This is a genomic window from Methylobacterium sp. A49B (assembly GCF_053346215.1).
Genome location: NZ_JBKFBO010000082.1, coordinates 104246 through 123826, shown reverse-complemented (window position 1 = coordinate 123826; position 19581 = coordinate 104246). Strand labels below are relative to the sequence as shown.

Annotated in this window: 20 protein-coding genes; 12 read left to right on the top strand and 8 right to left on the bottom strand. The window is 69.0% G+C overall.

Features of this window, described 5'->3' with window-relative positions:
• The 3 genes from ACLBX9_RS10970 to ACLBX9_RS10960 all read left to right on the top strand — a co-directional run bounded on the left by ACLBX9_RS10970 (position 1) and on the right by ACLBX9_RS10960 (position 3625).
• Positions 1-750, top strand: coding sequence for an electron transfer flavoprotein subunit beta/FixA family protein (locus ACLBX9_RS10970; RefSeq protein ID WP_010683582.1), 750 nt, complete (start codon positions 1-3; stop codon positions 748-750).
• Between the two features lie 63 nt (positions 751-813).
• A complete protein-coding gene (locus ACLBX9_RS10965; RefSeq protein WP_447718954.1) occupies positions 814-1764 on the top strand; it encodes an electron transfer flavoprotein subunit alpha/FixB family protein in 951 nt (316 codons plus the stop codon).
• A 760-nt stretch (positions 1765-2524) separates the two neighbouring features.
• Positions 2525-3625: a glycosyltransferase gene (locus ACLBX9_RS10960; RefSeq protein ID WP_447718953.1), complete on the top strand. Its 1101-nt coding sequence runs from the start codon at positions 2525-2527 to the stop codon at positions 3623-3625.
• A gap of 145 nt (positions 3626-3770) precedes the next feature.
• On the opposite strand, the gene ACLBX9_RS10955 is transcribed toward ACLBX9_RS10960, so the two are convergent.
• Positions 3771-5036 (bottom strand): FAD-dependent monooxygenase, encoded by a 1266-nt coding sequence (locus ACLBX9_RS10955; RefSeq protein WP_447718952.1) that lies wholly within the window; start codon positions 5034-5036, stop codon positions 3771-3773.
• Between the two features lie 99 nt (positions 5037-5135).
• On the opposite strand from ACLBX9_RS10955, the gene tesB reads away from it, so the two are divergent.
• The 3 genes from tesB (at position 5136) to ACLBX9_RS10940 (ending at position 8238) form a co-directional block, all read left to right on the top strand.
• On the top strand, positions 5136-6035 hold the full coding sequence (gene tesB / locus ACLBX9_RS10950) for an acyl-CoA thioesterase II (RefSeq protein ID WP_447718951.1): 900 nt from the start codon (positions 5136-5138) through the stop codon (positions 6033-6035).
• Positions 6036-6335: 300 nt separating this feature from the next.
• On the top strand, positions 6336-6674 hold the full coding sequence (locus ACLBX9_RS10945) for a P-II family nitrogen regulator (RefSeq protein ID WP_010683623.1): 339 nt from the start codon (positions 6336-6338) through the stop codon (positions 6672-6674).
• Positions 6675-6738: 64 nt separating this feature from the next.
• Entirely contained in the window at positions 6739-8238 is a 1500-nt protein-coding gene (locus ACLBX9_RS10940) for an ammonium transporter (RefSeq protein ID WP_447718950.1), read from the top strand.
• Between the two features lie 164 nt (positions 8239-8402).
• On the opposite strand, the gene ACLBX9_RS10935 is transcribed toward ACLBX9_RS10940, so the two are convergent.
• Together ACLBX9_RS10935 and trmD are read right to left on the bottom strand one after the other, a co-directional pair.
• Positions 8403-9572: a phosphoserine transaminase gene (locus tag ACLBX9_RS10935; protein ID WP_447718949.1), complete on the bottom strand. Its 1170-nt coding sequence runs from the start codon at positions 9570-9572 to the stop codon at positions 8403-8405.
• A gap of 352 nt (positions 9573-9924) precedes the next feature.
• Positions 9925-10674, bottom strand: a complete 750-nt coding sequence (gene trmD / locus ACLBX9_RS10930) for a tRNA (guanosine(37)-N1)-methyltransferase TrmD (protein WP_447718948.1) — start codon at positions 10672-10674, stop codon at positions 9925-9927.
• Between the two features lie 75 nt (positions 10675-10749).
• Here trmD and ACLBX9_RS10925 point away from each other — a divergent pair, with 75 nt between their 5' ends.
• On the top strand, positions 10750-11481 hold the full coding sequence (locus ACLBX9_RS10925) for a class I SAM-dependent methyltransferase (RefSeq protein ID WP_447718947.1): 732 nt from the start codon (positions 10750-10752) through the stop codon (positions 11479-11481).
• 85 nt (positions 11482-11566) lie between these two features.
• A complete protein-coding gene (locus ACLBX9_RS10920) occupies positions 11567-12358 on the top strand; it encodes a bestrophin-like domain (RefSeq protein ID WP_039893082.1) in 792 nt (263 codons plus the stop codon).
• 1 nt (position 12359) lies between these two features.
• On the opposite strand, the gene rimM is transcribed toward ACLBX9_RS10920, so the two are convergent.
• The 5 genes from rimM to ACLBX9_RS10895 are packed head-to-tail and all read right to left on the bottom strand — an operon-like array spanning position 12360 to position 15591.
• Positions 12360-13055, bottom strand: coding sequence for a ribosome maturation factor RimM (gene rimM, locus ACLBX9_RS10915; RefSeq protein ID WP_447718946.1), 696 nt, complete (start codon positions 13053-13055; stop codon positions 12360-12362).
• A 22-nt stretch (positions 13056-13077) separates the two neighbouring features.
• Positions 13078-13440, bottom strand: a complete 363-nt coding sequence (gene rpsP, locus ACLBX9_RS10910) for a 30S ribosomal protein S16 (RefSeq protein WP_010683629.1) — start codon at positions 13438-13440, stop codon at positions 13078-13080.
• 7 nt (positions 13441-13447) lie between these two features.
• A complete protein-coding gene (locus ACLBX9_RS10905) occupies positions 13448-13780 on the bottom strand; it encodes a chorismate mutase (protein WP_012320554.1) in 333 nt (110 codons plus the stop codon).
• Positions 13777-15354 carry a signal recognition particle protein gene (gene ffh / locus ACLBX9_RS10900; protein WP_447718945.1) on the bottom strand — a complete coding sequence of 526 codons (1578 nt, stop codon included), beginning with the start codon at positions 15352-15354 and terminating at the stop codon, positions 13777-13779. Before ffh ends, ACLBX9_RS10905 begins: the two co-directional genes overlap by 4 nt.
• 18 nt (positions 15355-15372) lie before the next feature.
• Entirely contained in the window at positions 15373-15591 is a 219-nt protein-coding gene (locus ACLBX9_RS10895; protein WP_447718944.1) for a glutathione S-transferase, read from the bottom strand.
• Positions 15592-15890: 299 nt separating this feature from the next.
• Between ACLBX9_RS10895 and ACLBX9_RS10890 the strand changes: the two genes are divergently transcribed.
• From ACLBX9_RS10890 to ACLBX9_RS10875, 4 genes are all read left to right on the top strand, one after another.
• Positions 15891-16517 carry an ATPase gene (locus ACLBX9_RS10890; RefSeq protein WP_447718943.1) on the top strand — a complete coding sequence of 209 codons (627 nt, stop codon included), beginning with the start codon at positions 15891-15893 and terminating at the stop codon, positions 16515-16517.
• Between the two features lie 407 nt (positions 16518-16924).
• The gene (locus ACLBX9_RS10885) at positions 16925-17950 is read left to right on the top strand and encodes a Rieske 2Fe-2S domain-containing protein (protein WP_447718958.1); all 1026 of its coding nucleotides are present in this window, start codon (positions 16925-16927) and stop codon (positions 17948-17950) included.
• 198 nt (positions 17951-18148) lie between these two features.
• Complete coding sequence (locus ACLBX9_RS10880) at positions 18149-18385, top strand: DUF6894 family protein (protein WP_010683635.1); 237 nt, start codon at positions 18149-18151, stop codon at positions 18383-18385.
• Positions 18386-18457: 72 nt separating this feature from the next.
• The gene (locus ACLBX9_RS10875; RefSeq protein ID WP_010683636.1) at positions 18458-19519 is read left to right on the top strand and encodes an MBL fold metallo-hydrolase; all 1062 of its coding nucleotides are present in this window, start codon (positions 18458-18460) and stop codon (positions 19517-19519) included.
• The last annotated feature ends 62 nt before the right edge of the window (positions 19520-19581 follow it).

Here is a 19581-nt window from a genome sequence, read left to right as displayed (position 1 = left end):
ATGAAGGTTCTGGTGCCCGTGAAGCGGGTGGTGGACTACAACGTGAAGATCCGCGTGAAGGCCGACGGCTCCGGGGTCGAGCTCGCCAACGTGAAGATGTCGATGAACCCGTTCGACGAGATCGCCGTCGAGGAGGCGATCCGGCTGAAGGAGAAGGGCACGGTCAGCGAGATCGTGGCGGTGTCGATCGGCCCGCAGCAGGCGCAGGAGACGCTGCGCACGGCGCTGGCCATGGGCGCCGACCGCGCCATCCTGGTCAAGACCGACGTCCCTTGCGAGCCGCTGGCGGTGGCCAAGCTGCTGAAGGCCGTGGTGGAGAAGGAGAGCCCGCAGCTGGTCATCCTGGGCAAGCAGGCCATCGACGACGACGCGAACCAGACCGGCCAGATGCTCGGCGCGCTGCTCGGCTGGCCGCAGGGCACCTTCGCCTACAAGGTCGAGGCCGGCGAAGGCAGCCTCGACGTCACCCGCGAGGTCGACGGCGGCCTGCAGACGGTCAGCCTGACGCTGCCGGCGATCGTCACCACCGACCTGCGCCTCAACGAGCCGCGCTACGCGAGCCTGCCCAACATCATGAAGGCCAAGAAGAAGCCGCTCGACGAGCTGGCGCCGGACGCGCTGGGCGTCGACGTGACGCCGCGGCTGACCGTGCTCAAGACCGCCGAGCCGCCGGGCCGCTCGGCGGGCGTCAAGGTCGGCTCGGCCGCCGAGCTCGTGCAGAAGCTCAAGGTCGAGGCCGGCGTCATCTGATCCGCTCCGCGCGGCTCCCGCCCCGGTCGAGCCCCGCGCCCCCCTTCGAGGACACACACGACCATGACGACACTCCTCTTCGTCGAGCACGGCCACGGCCAGATCAAGGACGGCACCCTCAAGGCGCTCTCCGCGGCCCGGGAGATCGGCGCGCCGGTCCACGCCCTGGTGCTGGGCGCCGGCTCCGGGCCGGCGGCCGCGGCGGCGGCCAAGCTGGAGGGGGTCGAGAAGGTCCTGCACGCCGAGGACGGCGCCTACGACCACGACCTCGCCGAGCCGGTCGGCGCGCTGCTGGCGGCGATCGCCGAGCCCTACGACACGATCATCGCCTCGGCCTCGACCACGGGCAAGAACGTGCTGCCGCGGGTGGCCGCGCTCTTGGACGTGGCGCAGGTGTCCGACATCATCAAGGTGGTCTCGCCGGACACGTTCGAGCGTCCGATCTACGCCGGCAACGCGATCCAGACCGTGCAGGTGCCGTCGGGCAAGCGGGTGATCACGGTGCGCACGGCGGCGTTCAAGGCGGCGGCCGAGGGCGGGGCGAGCGCGCCGATCGAGCCGGTCGCGGCGGCCGCGCCGGAGGCGGGCGGCTCGCGCTTCAAGGGCGAGGAGATCGCCAAGTCGGATCGTCCGGAGCTGGCCTCGGCGCGGATCATCGTGTCGGGCGGGCGCTCGCTCGGCTCGTCGGACCAGTTCCACGCGCTGATCGAGCCGCTGGCCGACACGCTGGGCGCGGCGGTGGGCGCCTCGCGGGCGGCGGTGGACGCCGGGTACGCGCCGAACGACTGGCAGGTGGGGCAGACCGGCAAGGTGGTGGCGCCGGACCTGTACGTGGCGGTGGGCATCTCGGGCGCGATCCAGCATCTGGCGGGCATGAAGGACTCGAAGGTGATCGTCGCCATCAACAAGGACGAGGACGCGCCGATCTTCCAGGTGGCCGATTACGGCCTCGTCGGCGACCTCTTCCAGGTCGTCCCAGAACTCCAGGCCGAGATCGCGCGCGGCCGAGCCTGAACCCGAGGCCGTCACCCATACGCCAGAGCTGATCACGACTGCCGCTCGGCAGCCGACAAGTGGTTTGCCGGTGATTGCCGGCCGTTCCGCTCAGCTTATGGCCAGCCTGCCGAGCGCCTGAGCCGGCCTGTCCGGCTCGACGACGCGTGGGATCGGCCGGGCACGAGCCGTCAAGGCCGGGTGCGCGGCGGTGCGGGGGCGGGACGACGGTGACGTTTGAGCTGGCGCGTTGCCGATGATGCGAGGCTCGCGATGTCAAGCTCAGGGCACGCACCCGCCGATCTGGCCGCGATGTTCATGCGGACTCCGTTTCGCATCGATGCGCGTTTCGATGAGCTGGTATGCCTCAATCCGGCGGCGACCCTTCCCTCCGGCCTCGGATGAGCTGTTTGATCGTTGCTGTACATGCTGATATCTCTCATATCAATTAAGAATACGATCGTTCAGAATAGTTTTCTGATTTCGCCGAGAAAATTGCGATATCGATCGCGAACAAGGGCTTTGCCACATCAGGGCGCTTGCTTGAGCAACGGGTGATATTAATCTACAAAGTATATCGGGCTCTTTTCAATGATTGTGTCTAACGTACAGCATGTAAAAATAGTCATGATCATTAATTTATTTGACTAGATCCTAAGAGTTCACGACAGTCTCGACAACCTTATCTTCTTGAAGTGGGAAAGCAGACGCATCCGAGGTCGACTTACGGGTATGCGGTGATGTAAGTGACGGATTGCAGAGCGGGACAGGACGTCACCTTATGAAAGTGGCCATTATCCATTATTGGCTGGTTGGAATGCGGGGTGGAGAAAAGGTAATCGAGTCGCTGTGCAGGCTTTTTCCGACCGCAGATATTTTCACGCATGTCTATGATCCGGAAGCGACTTCTGAAGCGATCAAGGCGCATCAGATCAAGACCTCGTTCGTCGGTCGCCTGCCAATCGCGACAAAAAAGTATAAATCCTATTTGCCGCTCATGCCGATTGCGCTGGAGCAGATCGATCTGAGAGGGTATGATTTAATTATTTCGAGTGAATCGGGCCCGGCCAAAGGGATCATACCACCGTCTGACGCACTGCATATTTGTTACTGTCATTCCCCGATGCGGTACATCTGGAACATGTACCACGATTATCGGGAGCGTGCCGGCCTGCTGACACGCTGGCTGATGCCGCCCGCCGCGCATTACATGCGCAATTGGGATGCCGTGTCGGCAAGCCGCGTGCACGCGTTCGTCGCGAACTCGTCCACGGTCGCGAGACGGATTGAGACGTATTACAATCGTCAGGCGACGGTCATTCACCCGCCGGTGGATACGGCGGCCTTCGAGGTCGTGCCGCCGCACATGCTCGAAGATTACCATCTCATGGTGGGCGAACTTGTTCGATACAAGCGCCCGGAGCTCGCGATCGAGGCGTTCAATAGATTGCAGAAACCGCTTGTCGTCATCGGCGGCGGGGAGATGCTGTCGGAGCTGAAGAGCATTGCGGGGCCGCAGGTCAAGCTCCTCGGTCCTCAGCCATTCCATGTCCTGAAGCACCATTACGCCCGATGCCGGGCGCTGATCTTCCCCGGTGAAGAGGATTTCGGGATCGTTCCCGTCGAGGCTATGGCCAGCGGACGTCCGGTGATCGCGTTCGGCAAGGGCGGTGCGACTGAGACGGTCGTCGACGGCGTGACGGGCACCTTCTTCCACGAGCAATCCGTCGATGCCCTGATCGATGCCGTTCGTCGCTGCGGCGAGATTCCGTTCAGCGTCGAGCGGATCGTTCAGCGAGCATCCGAATTTGGATCGGATCGATTCCTCAAGGAAATGGCCGATTTCGTATCCAAGACCCAGTCGTCGCGACGTCTCCCGTAATCGGACCGGCCGTCTTTGCGTTCGCCCTGAGAGGCTGGAGCGACCGCCGGCAGATCCTTCCTGCTCTGACGGTTTCGAGTTCCCGCAACAGGTCCGCGTTCGCTTTCCCGGTGATGGACATTGGGCGGGTCGACGTGGCGATACCCTAGAGGGCCTCGCCCCGCATCAGTCGGGGCCTTGACCCGCGCGAGGCCGCAGCCTCGCCGATGAAGAAGCGCTTCAGGCCGGGCAGCCGGTCCACGATCCCGAGACCCAGGTCGCGGGCGAGCCGCAGCGGCAGGGCGTCGTTCGAGAACAGGCGGTTCAGCCCGTCGGTGGCCGCCGCCATGGCGAAGCTGTCGAAGCGACGGGCGCGCTCGTAGGCGCGCAGGATATCGGGGCTTCCGGGATCGAGGCCCAGGCGCAGCGCACCGGTCACCGCGTCCGCGAGCGCCGCTGCATCCGCGAGGCCGAGATTGAGGCCCTGGCCGGCGATCGGGTGGATGACGTGGGCGGCATCGCCCAGGAGAGCGAGCCGCTCGGCGCGGAACGCGCGGGCGAGGCCGAAGGCCAGCGGGTGCCGGCTCGGTCCGTGCTCCAGGGCGAGTTGCCCGAGATCGAGGGTGAAGCGCCGCTCGATCTCGGTCAGGATCTCGTCGGGCTCTCCGGAAAGCAGGGCGTCGGCGTCGTCCGCGCGTTCCGTCCAGACGATGGAGGAGCGATGGCCCAGGGTGCCGCCGTCCCGCAGCGGCAGGATCGCGAAGGGGCCGGCCGGCAGGAAGTGTTCGAAGGCCCGCCCCTCGTGAGGCCGTGCATGGCCGATGGTCGCCACGATCCCGACCTGTGGGTAGGACCAGCCCACCCAGCCGATCCGCGCCGCCTCGCGCAGGCGGGAGCGCGCCCCGTCGGCCGCGACCAGGAGGTCGCCCCGCAGGCTCTCGCCCGTCGTCAAGCCGACGCGGATCGCCGGGTCCTCGGAAGCCGCGCGCTCCACCCTCGCCGTGACGAAGATGACCCCCGCGGCGCGGCAGGCCTCCGCCAGTGCCTCGGCGAGGGGCTCGGCCTCGATCATGTGGGCGAACGGCTCGTTCGCCGCGCGCATCGCCTCGTCCTCCTGGCCGAATGTCAGGAAGACGGGCCGCACCGGATCGGCGAGGCGGCTGTCGCTGATCACCATCGCGGTGATCGGCTCGGCCGCGCGGGCGACGCGCGTCCAGAGGCCGAGCTGCTCGAGCATCCGCCGACCGCCCGTCGCGAGGGCGTAGGCGCGGCCGCGGTGCCGCCCGGGATCGGCGGCGCCCGGATCGATCACCGTCACCGTGAGCGCCGGGCCGTGGGCCTGCCTGAGCGCCAGCGCCAGCGCGAGGCTGGGCAGGCCGCCGCCGGCGATCAGGAGGCTGCGGCTGCCGGGTCGGGGCATCTCGGCCGTCATCGTGGCGGATCTCCTGGACTCGCGCGTGCGGAACGCGTGGATTGGTTCGTCGGAAACGCCTATGTCGCACGCGGGCAACGAACGGAAACCCCGCGGGTCATGACCGACGCCAACACCGACGCGATGACGGATGCCGTCGCCGAACTGATCGCCATTCTCGACCTTGAGCGCCTCGAGGTCGACCTGTTCCGCGGCCAGAATCCGAAGACCGGCTGGCGGCGCGTCTTCGGCGGGCAGGTCGTGGCTCAGGCGCTGGTCGCCGCGACCCGGACCGTGCCGGACGACCGCCCGGCCCACTCCCTGCACGCCTACTTCATGCTCCCGGGCGATCCGCGGACGCCGATCGTCTACGAGGTCGAGCGCATCCGGGATGGCCGGAGCTTCACCACGCGCCGGGTCAAGGCGATCCAGCACGGTCGGGCAATCTTCGCCACGACGATCTCTTATCAAGTGTCCGAAGCAGGCCTCACGCACCAACCGGCGATGCCGACGGTGGCGGGACCGGAGGGGCTCCTCGACGGCAAGGCCCTGGCTCAGGCCGGCGGCACCGGCATGCCTGAGGCGATCGCCGCCTATTTCGGCCGCGACCGCCCGATCGCGCTGCGGCCGGTCGACCTCAACCGCTACATCGCGGCGGACAAGGGTGGCCGACCGCCCGAGCCGATCTTCAATGTCTGGCTGCGGGCGGCCTCGACGCTGCCGGACGATCCCGCACTGCATCGGGCCGTGCTGGCCTATGCCTCCGACATGACCCTGCTCGACGTATCGTTGATCCCGCACCGGCGTTCGGTGTTCGATCCCACCATTCAGGCTGCGAGCCTGGATCATGCCCTCTGGTTCCATCGCCCGGTCAAGACCGACGATTGGCTCCTCTACGCGCAGGACAGCCCGGTCGCGAGCGGGGCCCGCGGCTTCGCCCGGGGCCAGATCTTCGACCGCGCCGGCAACCTGGTGGCGTCGGTCGCGCAGGAGGGTCTGATCCGCCCGACTAAGGATTAACTGCGCTTGCCAAACGTGTGTTGCGAGAGGGCAACACCGCCGACTGCTTAGTTTTTAGCTCTTTGCCCATCTTCTGGGCGTTTCAGCGCGAACTGCTGCCTTGATGGCAGCCGCTACGGTCTAATCTGTGGGCAAAAGTCATCCCGACGCAAAAGTTCCCCGCCAAGCTTACTTGGCACAGTCCTTGAATAGCGGCGTCCGACCGCAGGCCATCCCGAGCCTGCAGGCGACCCGCGCCGGGTCGTCCAGCAGATCGGGTGACGGCAACGGTTCCCAGGGATTTCGAAGGGGGCGTCGCCCATGAAAATCGTGATGGCCATCATCAAGCCGTTCAAGCTCGAGGAGGTGCGCGACGCGCTCACCGGCATCGGCGTCCACGGCCTGACGGTGACGGAGGTGAAGGGCTACGGGCGCCAGAAGGGCCACACCGAGATCTATCGCGGCGCGGAATACGCGGTGAGCTTCCTGCCCAAGCTGAAGATCGAGGTGGCCGTCGCCTCCGACCTGACCTCGAGCGTGATCGATGCCATCGCGGGGGCCGCCCGCACCGGCCAGATCGGCGACGGTAAGATCTTCGTCATGCCGCTGGAGAAGGCGGTGCGGATCCGGACCGGCGAGACCGACGCGGACGCCCTCTGATCCGCGGCCGCCGACCGCAGACTTCCTGAACCAACACGGATTCAAGACCGGGAGCCACGTGCCCATGAAACTTCGTCATGCCCTCATGCTCGGCTTGGGAGGCGCGGCTCTTGCCGCCCTCCTGATCGAGCCGTCCCTCGCGCAGACGCCGACGCCGGAAGCCGCTTCACCGCCCCCATCCCCGATCCCCAACAAGGGTGACACGGCCTGGATGATGACCTCCTCGGCCCTCGTGCTGATGATGTCGGTGCCGGGTCTCGCGCTGTTCTACGGCGGCCTCGTGCGCACCAAGAACATGCTCTCGGTCCTCACCCAGGTCTTCGCGATCGTGTCGATCGTCGGCCTGCTCTGGGTGTTCTACGGCTACAGCCTCGCCTTCACCAACGGCGCCGGCCTCAACGACTTCGTAGGCGGCTTTTCGAAGGCCTTCCTGAAGGGCATCGACGCCAACTCCACCGTGGCGACCTTCTCCAACGGCGTCGTGATCCCCGAATACGCGTATCTGTGCTTCCAGATGACGTTCGCGATGATCACCCCGGCGCTGATCGTCGGCGCCTTCGCGGAGCGGATGAAGTTCTCGGCCCTGGTGGTGTTCACGATCCTCTGGGTCACAATTATCTACTTCCCGATGGCCCACATGGTCTGGTACTGGGCCGGCCCGGACGCGGTCGGCAACGCCGCCAAGGCGCTCGCCGCCGCCACCGACGACGCCTCGAAAGCCACCGCCCAGGCGGCGCTGGACGCGGTCAACAAGGATGCCGGCTTCCTTTTCCAGAAGGGCGCCCTCGACTTCGCCGGCGGCACCGTGGTGCACATCAACGCCGGAATCGCCGGCTTCGTCGGCTGCCTGATCATGGGTAAGCGCATCGGCTACGGCCGCGACCTCCTTGCCCCCCACTCCCTGACCATGACGATGATCGGCGCCTCGCTGCTGTGGGTCGGCTGGTTCGGCTTCAACGCCGGCTCGAACCTCGAGTCCAACGGCACGGCCGCGCTCGCCATGCTCAATACCTTCGTGGCGACCTGCGGCGCCGCAGTGGCGTGGCTGTTCGCCGAGTGGGCGCTCAAGGGCAAGCCGTCGCTGCTCGGCATGCTGTCGGGTGCGGTCGCCGGCCTCGTGGCCGTCACCCCGGCCTCGGGCTTCGCTGGCCCGATGGGCTCGATCGTGCTCGGCCTCGTCGCCGGCGTGGTCTGCTTCGTGATGTGCTCGACGGTGAAGAACGCGCTCGGCTACGACGACTCGCTCGACGTCTTCGGCGTCCACTGCGTCGGCGGCATCCTGGGTGCGCTGGCGACCGGCATCCTGGTTGACCCGAACCTCGGCGGCGTCGGCATCCCCGACTACACCTCGAAGCCGGGCGAGCTCGCGGTCGGCGCCTACGACATGATGAGCCAGCTCATCATCCAGGCCGAGGCGGTCGGCCTGACGCTCCTGTGGTCGGGCATCGGCTCGGCGATCCTCTACAAGCTCGTCGACGTGACGATCGGCCTGCGTGTCACGCAGGAGGAGGAGCGCGAGGGCCTCGACATCGCCGATCACGGCGAGCGCGCCTACAACTACTGAGATGGGAAGGCGCGGTCCTGCGGGGCCGCGTCCGCCCATGAGAAAACCTCGGCTCCCTGTGGGCCGGGGTTTTTTGTTGCGGCCCCGTCGTCAGGCCGACATCGCTTCGCCACGCTCGCGAAGCCGGTCGGCCTCGATCTGCAGCCGGAACGATGCCGCTTCGCTCACGCGGCCCGCGTCAGCGCCGCCTTCTCCTCCGCGAAGGCCCAGTCGAGCCAGGGCGTCAGCGCCTCGAGATCGGCCGTCTCCACCGTGGCGCCGCACCAGATCCGCAGGCCTGCCGGGGCGTCGCGATAGGCGCCGATGTCGAGGGCCACGCCCTCCCGGTCGAGGCGCTCGACGAGACGAGCGGCGAAGGCCGCCACGGCCGCGTCGCCCCGGGCCAGCACGTCCGGGTCGGCGATCACGAGGCAGACGCCGGTGTTCGAGTAGGTCGCCGGGTCGACCGCGAGCGGCGCGATCCAGGGCGTGCGCGCCACCCAGTCGTAGATCACCTGCGCATTCGCGTCCGCCCGCGCGTGGAGAGCCCTCAACCCGCCGATCCGCTCGGCCCAGTCCAGCGTGTCGAGGTAATCCTCCACGGCCAGCATCGACGGCGTGTTGATCGTGTCGCCCTTGAAGATGCCCTCGATCAGCTTGCCGTCCTTGGTCAGGCGAAAGACCTTAGGCAGGGGCCAGGCTGGTGTGTGGCTCTCAAGCCGTTCCACCGCCCGGGGCGAGAGGATCAGCATGCCGTGCGCCGCCTCGCCGCCCATCACCTTCTGCCAGGAGAAAGTCACGACATCGAGCTTGTCCCAGGGCAGCGGCTGCGCGAAGGCCGCCGAAGTGGCGTCGCAGATCGTCAGCCCCTCGCGGTCGGCTGCGATCCACTCGCCGTCCGGCACCTTCACGCCGGCCGCGGTGCCGTTCCAAGTGAAGACCACGTCGCTGTGCCGCGTGTCGATGGCCGCGAGGTCCGGCAGGACGCCGTAGGGCGTCTGGTGGATCCGCGGGGCGATCTTGAGCTGCTTGAGCGCGTCCGTGACCCACTCCTTGCCGAACGCTTCCCAGGCGGCGACTTCCACCGGCCTCGGGCCGAGCATCGTCCACATCGCCATCTCGACGGCGCCCGTGTCGGAGGCCGGCACGATGCCAATCCGGTAATCGGCCGGCACCTGCAACACCGAGCGCGTGAGATCGATTGCCCGGCCGAGCTTCGCCTTGCCGAGGGGCGAACGGTGCGACCGGCCCAGCGCCGCATCGGTCAGGGCGGCCGGGCTCCAGCCCGGGCGCTTGGCACAGGGGCCGGAGGAGAAATGGGGCACGCGCGGACGCTGCGTGGGGCGGGTAGTCATGACGATTCCATCCTTGCAGAGGGTCGCTCCTCGGCGGGGAGGCGCGTCCCGGACCCGCGCATGCGCCCAAACCGGTCGTCTGGCAAGCGCCTGTCCGGCAAGCAGTCTTCGGCGCCTGCACCCGGCCGGGACAGCCCGTTCGGGCGCGCGGAACAGTCGATTAAGCTTGGAGCGTTAGCCTTAATGGCGTGCCGTGTTGTGTTCGAGGTACGCCGATGTCTATCCACAGCGTCGCTCTATTGGCGGTTTGGTCCGCTCTGCTTGTGGTTATTGGGGCCTTAACGGCCCACGCCGCGCTCCCGAGCCGCCTGCGGCGGCCGGTGCCCCAGCCGCTGCTCCTCGATCCCCTGGATTACGACCGGGACGGCCCGGTGATCGACTTGGAGGCGGCCTGATCGCGGCGGCTTCCGCCGGGCAGGTCCGGGCGACGCTCGGCGGTGATGCGTTCGGCCTCCGCACGCCGCCAGCGGGCGATGGCCGCGTGATTGCCGCTGGAGAGGACGTCCGGGATCGCCCGACTCTCCCAGTCGCGGGGGCGGGTATAATGCGGATATTCGAGGAGCCCGCCCTCGAAACTCTCCTCGATGCCGGATTCCATTTTGCCCATCACGCCGGGCAGCAGGCGAACGCAGGCGTCCAGCACCACCAGAGCGGCGATCTCGCCGCCCGAGAGGACGTAGTCGCCGATGGAGACTTCCTCCAGGCCGCGCCCGGCGATCACCCGCTCGTCGACCCCCTCGAAGCGCCCGCAGACGATCAGCGCGCCCGGGCCTCCGGCAAGGTCGCGCACCCGCGCCTGAGTGAGGGGGCGGCCGCGGGGCGACATCAGGAGCCGCGGGCGCGGGTCGTCGGCCCCGGTCGCCGCGTCGATGGCGGCGGCGAGCACGTCGCAGCGCAGCACCATTCCGGCACCGCCGCCGGCCGGCGTGTCGTCAACCGATCGGTGGCGGCCGAGCCCGTGCTCGCGGATGTTGCGAGCCTCCAGGGTCCAGTCGCCCCGCGTCAGCGCGTCGCCCGAGAGCGACACGCCGAGCGGGCCCGGGAACATCTCCGGGTAAAGGGTGAGGATCGTGGCCCGCCAGGGCGCGTCCGCGTGTGTCATGGCGCTTGATCGCGCGCGGGGTGCGGCACGGTCAACGTTGTCGGCACCGATGGGACCCGCGGCGGGTTGTCGGCCATGACCCGCACCCTGGCTTGCCTGATCGTCGCCTTCACCGCCGCCGTCGCCGGACCGGTTCTTGCGGCCGGGCCGCTGGCGCCGCCCGGGGCACCCGCCGGCGCCTTCCCCGAGCCCGACCGGCCGGTCGCCGAGATCGTCGCTCCGCGCTGGTCCTCGGAATCCGAGCGCGACAGGGCCGGCGAGTTCGAGGCCGTCGCCAAGGGCATGACCATCGCGCCCGGTGAGACGGTGGCGGATATCGGCGCCGGCAGCGGCTACTACGTTGTGCGGCTGAGCCCCCGGGTCGGGCCCGGTGGCCGGGTGCTGGCCGAGGATGTGACCCCGGCGTACTTGGCGGCTCTCGAAAAGCGCGTGGCGGCTCTCGGGAACGTCACGGTCGTGCAGGGCGAGCCCCACGATCCGCGCCTGCCGCCCTCCGGCGTGGACGCCGCGATCCTCGTCCACATGTACCACGAGATCACTCAGCCCTTCGGTCTCCTTTACAATCTCGCGGCGTCGATGCGGCCTGGCGGTCGGGTCGGCATCGTCGATGCGGACGACATCCCGTCCCGGCACGGGACGCCGCCGGCGCTCCTGCGCTGCGAACTCACGGCCGCCGGCTATCGCGAGACCGGCTTCCACCCGCTGAAGGGCGGTGCCTACCTCGCGGTGTTCGCGGCCCCCGCGCCCGATCAGCGGCCGAGCCCGGCGGCGATCCGACCCTGCCGCGACGCCGCGACGCCGCGCTGAGCCGCCGGCACGGGCGCGATCTTCACGGTTTCTCAGCCCGCGCCCGGCAGCATTACGGCTCGTCCTTCTCGGTGCAGGCCGGCGCATGCTCTTCGGTTTCTGGCTCGACCAGCCCCTCTGGGCCATCTTCGCCATCCTAGCCGTGCCGTTCGCCGTCCTGAGCGCGTTCCTGTGGCTGGCGACCCGCCTGCGCCCGACGCGCCCCCTGATGGTCCGGCTCGGTGCGGGCATGGTTCCCACCTACTTCACGGCGATCGCCACCCTGCTGGCGCTCCTGACCGGATTCGTGGCGAACGATGCCTGGGAGCGTCAGCGGTCGGCGGCCCGGACGCTTCAGGCCGAGCGTGCCAACGCGCTGGCGGTCTATGACCTCAGCCTCGCCTCCGTTTCCGACATGCGCAACATCCGGGAGGCGCTCGCCGCCTATCTCGACGTGGTGATCACGCAGGAATGGCCGCGCATGAGCGAGGGCGGCTACGCGCCCCAGGCCGGGACCGGGCTGCGGCGACTCCTCGAAACGGTATCCGATCCGAAGATCACCGCCGAGGCGGGGGCGCCGGTCCATGCCGCGCTGCTGAACGCCGCCATGGCCCTGCGGGCCGATCGCGGCGAGCGGCTGGCGCTGTGCCGGACCGCCAGCGACGAGACCAAGTGGCTGACGCTCCTGGTGCTTGCGGCCCTGACCCTCGTGGCCCTGGGTCTGGTCCACACGGAGCACGCCGCGGCCCAGGCGACGGTCCTGGCGACTTTCTCGCTGGCGATGGTGACGACCCTCGGCCTGATCGCGCTCCACGAGCGCCCGTTCGACGGGCCGCTTGCGATGAGCGCCGAGCCCCTGATCATCGCGCACACCGTCGTGGTGGGAGCGGCGCCGTAGGTCAGCCCGGATCGTCGGCAGGCTTCTCGCCGGGCGGCGCGAAGAGATCCTCCCGCACCGCCACGGTGACGCGGCGCCCGGCCATGTCGAGGGTCGGCACGAACGCCTTGGTGAAGGGCAGGAGGGCAGTGGCGCCGCCGCCCGGCGGGCGCAGCTCGAGGAGGTCGCCGCCGCCGTAATTCGGCACGGCAACGATCGTCCCGATAACGGCTCCGGCCGCGTCCACCGCGGTGGCGCCGATCAGGTCCGCCGCGTAGACCTCGTCCTCGTCTTCGGGGGCGGCCAGGCGGTCGCGGGGGACGAAGACGGCGACGCGGTTCAGCGCCTCCGCGGCGTTGCGGCCGGAGACGCCCTTCACCCGGGCGACCAACATATCGGGTGAGGAGCCCGGCGCGGGGCGCACGTCGGCGAGCGTCAGCGTGCGCCCGTCCGCGGTCAGCAGCGCGCCGTAGCTGGCGATCGCCTGCGGATCGCCCGTGTAGGATTTGAGGCGGATCTCGCCGTTCAGCCCGTGCGCCCGCCCGAACTCGCCCAGGAGGACGAGGTTCGGATCGGGCGGCACGGGCTGAGCGGCCGGCTTCGGGGCCGGGGCCCTGGGCGAGGTCGCGGCGCCGGGCGCGATCGCTCCGATGGCCGGACTCGTGCGGCCGCGGCGGCCGCCGTCGCGGGGGGAGGGACCTGCGGGGCGGCGCGCCATGGCAATCGACCTTCGCTGCGCCTTAGGCGGCGGCGTCCTCGGCGGGGGCGGCGGCCTTCTCGGCGCGCTTGGCGGCACGCTCCTTGGCCTTCTCGCCAGGCTCCGCCTTCTGCGGGTTGTTGCGGGTCGGGCGCTTGGCGAGGCCGGCCTGGTCGAGGAAGCGCAGGACGCGGTCGGTCGGCTGCGCACCCTTGGCGAGCCAGCCCTGGATCTTCTCGTTGTCGAGCACGATGCGGGCCGGATCGTCCTTGGCCTTCATCGGGTCGTAGGCGCCGACCTTGTCGATGAAGCGGCCGTCGCGGGGAGCGCGGGCGTCGGCGACGACGATGCGGTAGTAGGGGCGCTTCTTGGCGCCGCCGCGGGTGAGGCGGATCTTGAGGGCCATGGTCTGACTACTTTCGCTGTTGCTCGATCTGGGACTCGTGGTCCGCCTTGATCGACTGGTGATGCCGAATGACTTCCTTGACCACGAAGGCCAGAAACTTCTCGGCGAAATCGGGGTCGAGCTTGGCCTCGACCGCGAGTTTGCGGAGCCGGGCGACCTGACGGGCCTCCCGGTCCGGATCGGAAGGGGGAATCCCCTTTCGGGCCTTGAGCTCGCCGACCCGCTGCGTGCAGCGGAACCGCTCGGCGAGGAGATGGATCAGCGCCGCATCGAAATTGTCGATGCTGTCCCGCAGGCGCGCGAGTTCGGGATCGACGGCCTGGGCCGCGAGCACGCTCATTTCTTCTTCCCCGGCATGAACCCGCCGAGACCCGGAAGCCTGGGACCACCGAGCCCGGGAAGTCCCGGAAGCTTGGGCATCCCGCCCCCGCCGCCCAGGCCCGGCGGCATCGGCGGCAGCTTGCCGCCGAACTGCTTCTCGAGCTGCGCGATCTGCTCGGGCGTCGGCTCCGGCATGCCGGGCGGGAGGCCTGGCATGCCCCCCGGCATGCCGCCGCCCATCCCGCCGCCGCCGAGGCCGAACATCGAGCCGAGCGCCTGCCCGATCCCGCGCTTGCCCTGGCCCATCGCCTTCATCATGTCGGCCATGGTCCGGTGCATCTTCAAGAGCTTGTTGATCTCCGAGACGTCGACGCCCGAGCCGGCCGCGATGCGCTTCTTGCGGCTGTTCTTGAGGAGGTCGGGGTTCTTCCGCTCCTGCGGGGTCATCGACGAGATGATCGCCCGCTGGCGCTTGAACATCTTCTCGTCGAGGTTGGCGCCCTCGACCTGCTTCTTGATCTGGCCCATCCCGGGCAGCATGCCCATCAGGCCGCCGATGCCGCCCATCTTCTCCATCTGGGCGAGCTGCATGGAGAGATCCTCCAGGTCAAACTTGCCCTTGCGCATCTTCTCCGCGGTGCGGAGCGCCTGCTCGTGGTCGATGGTCTCGGCGGCCTTCTCGACCAGCGAGACGATGTCGCCCATGCCGAGGATGCGGTTGGCGACGCGGGCCGGGTGGAACTCCTCCAGCGCGTCGACCTTCTCGCCGACGCCGACGAGCTTGATCGGCTTGCCGGTGACGGCGCGCATGGAGAGCGCCGCGCCGCCGCGGGAATCGCCGTCCATCCGGGTCAGCACGATGCCGGTGACGCCGAGCCGCTCGTCGAAGGCGCGGGCGGTGTTGACCGCATCCTGGCCGGTGAGCGCGTCGGCGACGAGCAGCACCTCGTGCGGCCTTGTCGCGGCCTTCACCTCGGCGGCCTCGGCCATCAGGCCCTCGTCCACCGTGGTGCGGCCGGCGGTGTCGAGCATCACCACGTCGAAGCCGCCGAGGCGGGCCGCGTCCATGGCGCGCTTGGCGATCTGCACCGCCGACTGGCCGGCCACGATCGGCAGGCTCTCGACGCCCACCTGCTTGGCCAGCACCGCGAGCTGCTCCATGGCGGCCGGGCGGCGGGTGTCGAGGGAGGCGAGCAGCACCTTGCGCTTCTCGCGCTCGGAGAGGCGCCGGGCGATCTTGGCGGTGGTGGTGGTCTTGCCCGAGCCCTGCAGACCGACCATCAGGATCGGCACCGGGGCGGGGGCGTTGAGATCGACGGTCTCGGCGTCGGTGCCGAGCATCGCCACCAGCTCGTCGTTGACGATCTTCACGACCATCTGGCCGGGCGTCACCGACTTGAGCACGACGGCGCCGACGGCCTTCTCCTTCACCCGGTCGGTGAAGCCGCGGACCACCTCCAGGGCGACGTCGGCCTCCAGCAGGGCGCGGCGCACCTCGCGCATGGCGGCGGTGACGTCGGCCTCGGTGAGCGCACCCCGGCGGGTGAGCCCTGAGAGGATGCCGGAGAGGCGGTCGGACAGGCCTTCGAACATGATCCTGACGCCCCGCCGTTACTGTTCGAGCCCGGCGCGCTCGACGCGGCGCGCCTGAAGGGCGGCCTCGAAGCTGCGCACCGCCTTGGCGAACTTGTCCCGGCAATCCGGGTTGCAGAAGCCCACCACGGCGCCGCTGTAGAGGGTCAGCGAATCGGCCGAGATCGGCTTGCCCGACCACGGGCAGCTCTCGTTGATCGCGTCCTCGATGTTCAAGGTCTGCTGATCTGGCGTCATGCGATTGCCTCGGCCGGCGGGGCCCGTCGCGGCGGATCGGCCCAACGCCCATCGCGCCCGAGGGCGCGGACGCGCTGTCGGGCGTTGACCTCCGGCCTCACGGGACCGGTCGGCTTGGCATCGGTCGATCTGCTACGGATCGGGAGGGCGGGGCGTAGCCGCGATGGGTTGGAAAGTCAATTTTTACGCTCCCGCACACCGACGAGGGCCGCGCCGCGAGGGAGGCAGCACCGTAGGCTTTACCGATCGTTAAGCATGTTCGGATTGTCATCGACGGGTATTCGCTCAGGACGCCGCCGATGTCGGAACCCGCCCGCTCCACACAGCCGATCGATGCCGGCGATCGCCCTGCGCCCGGTCCGCTTCGGGACTGGCTCGCCGCGATGAAGACGCAGAGCCCGGCCGAGGTGCGCGGCGAGGGACGGTCCGAGGAGCGACGGTCGGAGAAGGTCGCCCGCACCGGCGAGGCGACTTGGTCGCCGCGCATCGTTGACCCGGCCCAGCCGTCGTCGGCGGCGGGCGAGGACGCGGATCTCTCGGAGCTGATGGCCGAGAACCTGATGCTGAAGGCGAAGCTGCGTCTCGAAGCCGAGCGTCAGGACGAGCTTCAGGCGATTCTGGCGGAGGAGATCCGGTCGCTGCGCGAGCACATCCGCGAGGAGATCGGTTCGCTCGAGGATCTGCGGGCCGAGCAGGAGGACGTTCGCGCCGCGCGCGAGGACCTCCAGCTGGAACGCGAGCGGGTCCGGGCCGAGGCCGAGGCGATGCGGGCCGAGCGCGACCGTGCGACGGCCGAGCGCGACGCTCTGCGGGCCGAGACCCTGAGCCTGACCGGCGAGCGCGACGCGCTGCGGGAGGAGCGCGATCTGTGGCGGGCACGGACCGAGGCGCTGGCCCAGCCCCTGTTCCAGATGCAGAAGCGCTGATCGCGCCGCACATCCTTTAGAAAGCCGAAGGGCCACCCGAGAGGGTGGCCCTTCCATTGCCGAACCGTGATGTCCGGCGGAACTGTCCCGAGATCGGGTCTCTGACGCGTCTTAGAGCGACGCGCCGGAGGCGACGGTCCAGGTCCGAGAAGCCGAGACACACGGCTGATGACAATGAGACACTGGATCACCTCCTTTCGTTGGTTGCGGGTGAGGCGAAGGTAGGTGCCCGCGCCGGCCTTGTGAAGCCCCGCGGCTGCGCCCGTTTGTCCTCCCTGGCGCCGCGCTTCCCCGCTCCGGTCCCCGGGCGTATGACGGGCGCTCCCAGGTCAGCCCGAACCGCCTTGAACGCGCCCTTCACGAACCCGCAACGGCCCGCCGACGAGGCCGCGCTCGATCCCGACGCGATGCGCCAGCCGCTCGGGAGCGCGTGGTACTGTGTCGGTCAGTCCCGCGGACTCGCCCGAACGGGCCTGCGCGCGGTCGAGCTGAACGGCGAGCAGATCGTGATGGGGCGCGCTCCGGACGGCAGCCCCTTCGCGCTGCGCGATCGCTGTCCCCACCGCGGCATGGCCCTGTCGAAGGGGCGGTTCGACGGCGACGCGCTGATGTGCCCGTTCCACGGCTGGCGCTTCGGCACGGACGGGCGCTGCCGCGACGTGCCGACGCTCTCGGCGCACGATGCGGCCGATTTCTCCCGCATCCAGGTCCAGCGCTTTCCGGTCCGCGAGAGCGCCGGGTTCCTCTGGGTGAACCCGCATGTCGGACCCGACGTAGGGGACGTGCCCGCGGTGCCGGAGCTGGATTTCGAGCCGGCGGGATCCCTCGTGGTCGAACTCGTGGTCGAGGCGTCCTTCGATCTCACCACCCTGAGCCTCGTGGATCCGGGGCACGTCGCCTTCGTCCACGATTCCTGGTGGTTCCGGCCCTCGAAGCAGCTTCGCGAGAAGGTGAAAACCTTCCAGCCGATGCCCCATGGCTTCGTCATGACGAGCCACGCCACCACGACGAGTTCGCCGGTCTACCGCCTCCTCGGCGGCGTGCCCGAGGTCGAGATCGAGTTCCGCCTGCCCGGCGTGAGGCTTGAGCGTATCCGCGCAGGCGAGAAGCGGGTGGCGAACTACACCTTCGCGACCCCGTTGACGCCGAGCCGGACCCTGCTGACCAATGCCCTCTACTGGAGCATGCCGGCCCTGAACCTGCTCAAGCCCGTTGCGCGGCCGCTGATGCGCCAGTTCCTCACTCAGGACCAGCAGGTGCTCCAGCACGCGCAGGCCGGCCTGGACCGCAAGCCCACCATGGTCCTGTTCGGTCAGGCCGACCTGCCCTCGCAATGGTATTTCCGGTTGAAGCGCGAGGCGCTGGAATCCGCCCGTGACGGGCGGCCGTTCGCGAACCCGCTGGAGCGGCGGGAACTGCGCTGGCGCTCCTGAGGGCGCTCGCGGGAGAGCGGCGGCGCTGCCTCCACCCGCATGAGACGCGGGATCCCGGTGCGATCCCGATCCCAAGTGTCTGAACGCGAGCCGAGGAGTAGCGGCGAAATCCGATCTCGCCCGGCACTTAAGACCTTATTAACCATACATAGAGCAATCCTGACGAAGCATTACCTCTCATTGAGACGCTTCGCGCCGATGCCCCGCTTCTTCATCGATCTGCACGACGGCTCGCAGCCGATCCGCGATGAGGTCGGCTTCGACCTGCCGGACCTGTCGGCCGCGCGGTCCAAGGTCACCCGCATCATGTCGGCCATCGCCCGCGACATGCTGCCGGACGTCGAGCGTCAGGATTACGTCGCCTGCGTGCGCGACGGCGTCGGCAAGGTGGTTTACCGGGCGCGCCTCTCGCTCGCCGCCGAGGCGGTCGACTGAAAGCTTCCCTGAGGCGCCCGGCCGCGCCCCGGCGGAGCTTGACCGCTCCGGTGCGGCGGCCATCTGTGATCCATGAAACGGCGCAGCCTGCTCACGGTCGCCAGCGCGGCCACGGTGATGACGCTCGGCGGTGTCGGCTACGCCGCCCACCGGCGCGGCAGGAACCCGTATTACAGCGGGCCGACCTCCGATCATTTTGACGGACTGCGGTTCTTCCTGCCGGATCAGGCGACCGACAAGTCGCTGCCGGACGTTCTCCGCTGGCAGGCCAAGCGGCAGCGCGAGCCCTGGCCGAAGAGCTTCCCCAGCCCCTATCCCGCGGACCGGCCACCCGAGCGCGTTGCGGGCCTACGGGTTACCCTGATCGGCCACGCGAGCTATCTCGTGCAGGTCGCCGGCCGCAACCTCTTGATCGATCCGGTCTTCGCCAAGCGGGCGAGCCCGGTCCGCTTCGCCGGACCGAAGCGCGTCAACCCGCCGGGCATCGCCTTCGCAGACCTGCCGCCCATCGACGCGGTGCTCATCACCCACAATCACTACGACCATCTCGACGGGCCGAGCCTCGCCCGGATCTGGCAGGCGCATCAGCCTTTGATCGTGGCCCCGCTCGGCAACGACGCGATCCTGCGCGGCTATGACGACACGATGCACGTGGAGACGCGCGACTGGGGCCAGTCGGTCGACCTGGGGGAGGGGCTGCAGGTCCACTTGGCGCCGGCGAACCACTGGTCGGCCCGGGGCGTCAACGACCGGCGCATGGCCCTGTGGTGCGCCTTCGTGATCACCTCGCCCCGGGGCGTGCACTACCACGTGGGCGATACCGGCTTCGGTGACGGCGGCCTGTTCCGCGCAATCCGGAGCCATTTCGGACCTCCCCGCCTGGCGACGCTGCCGATCGGCGCCTACGAGCCGCGCTGGTTCATGCGGGCGCAGCACGTCAATCCCGCCGAGGCCGTGGAGGCCTACGGGCTGCTCGGCGCCGAGCAGGCGCTCGGTCACCACTGGGGTACTTTCCAGCTCACCGACGAGGGTATCGAGCGGCCGGCCGAAGCCCTGTCGGCGGCGCTGGGAGAAGCCGGGATCGCGCCCGAGCGGTTCCTGGCGCTCCGGCCCGGCCAAGTCTGGCAGGCGTGACGCTGTCGAGGTCACACGTCGTCTGGCTCGGCATGATGCGTGCATCATTCTGCATGCAGCAT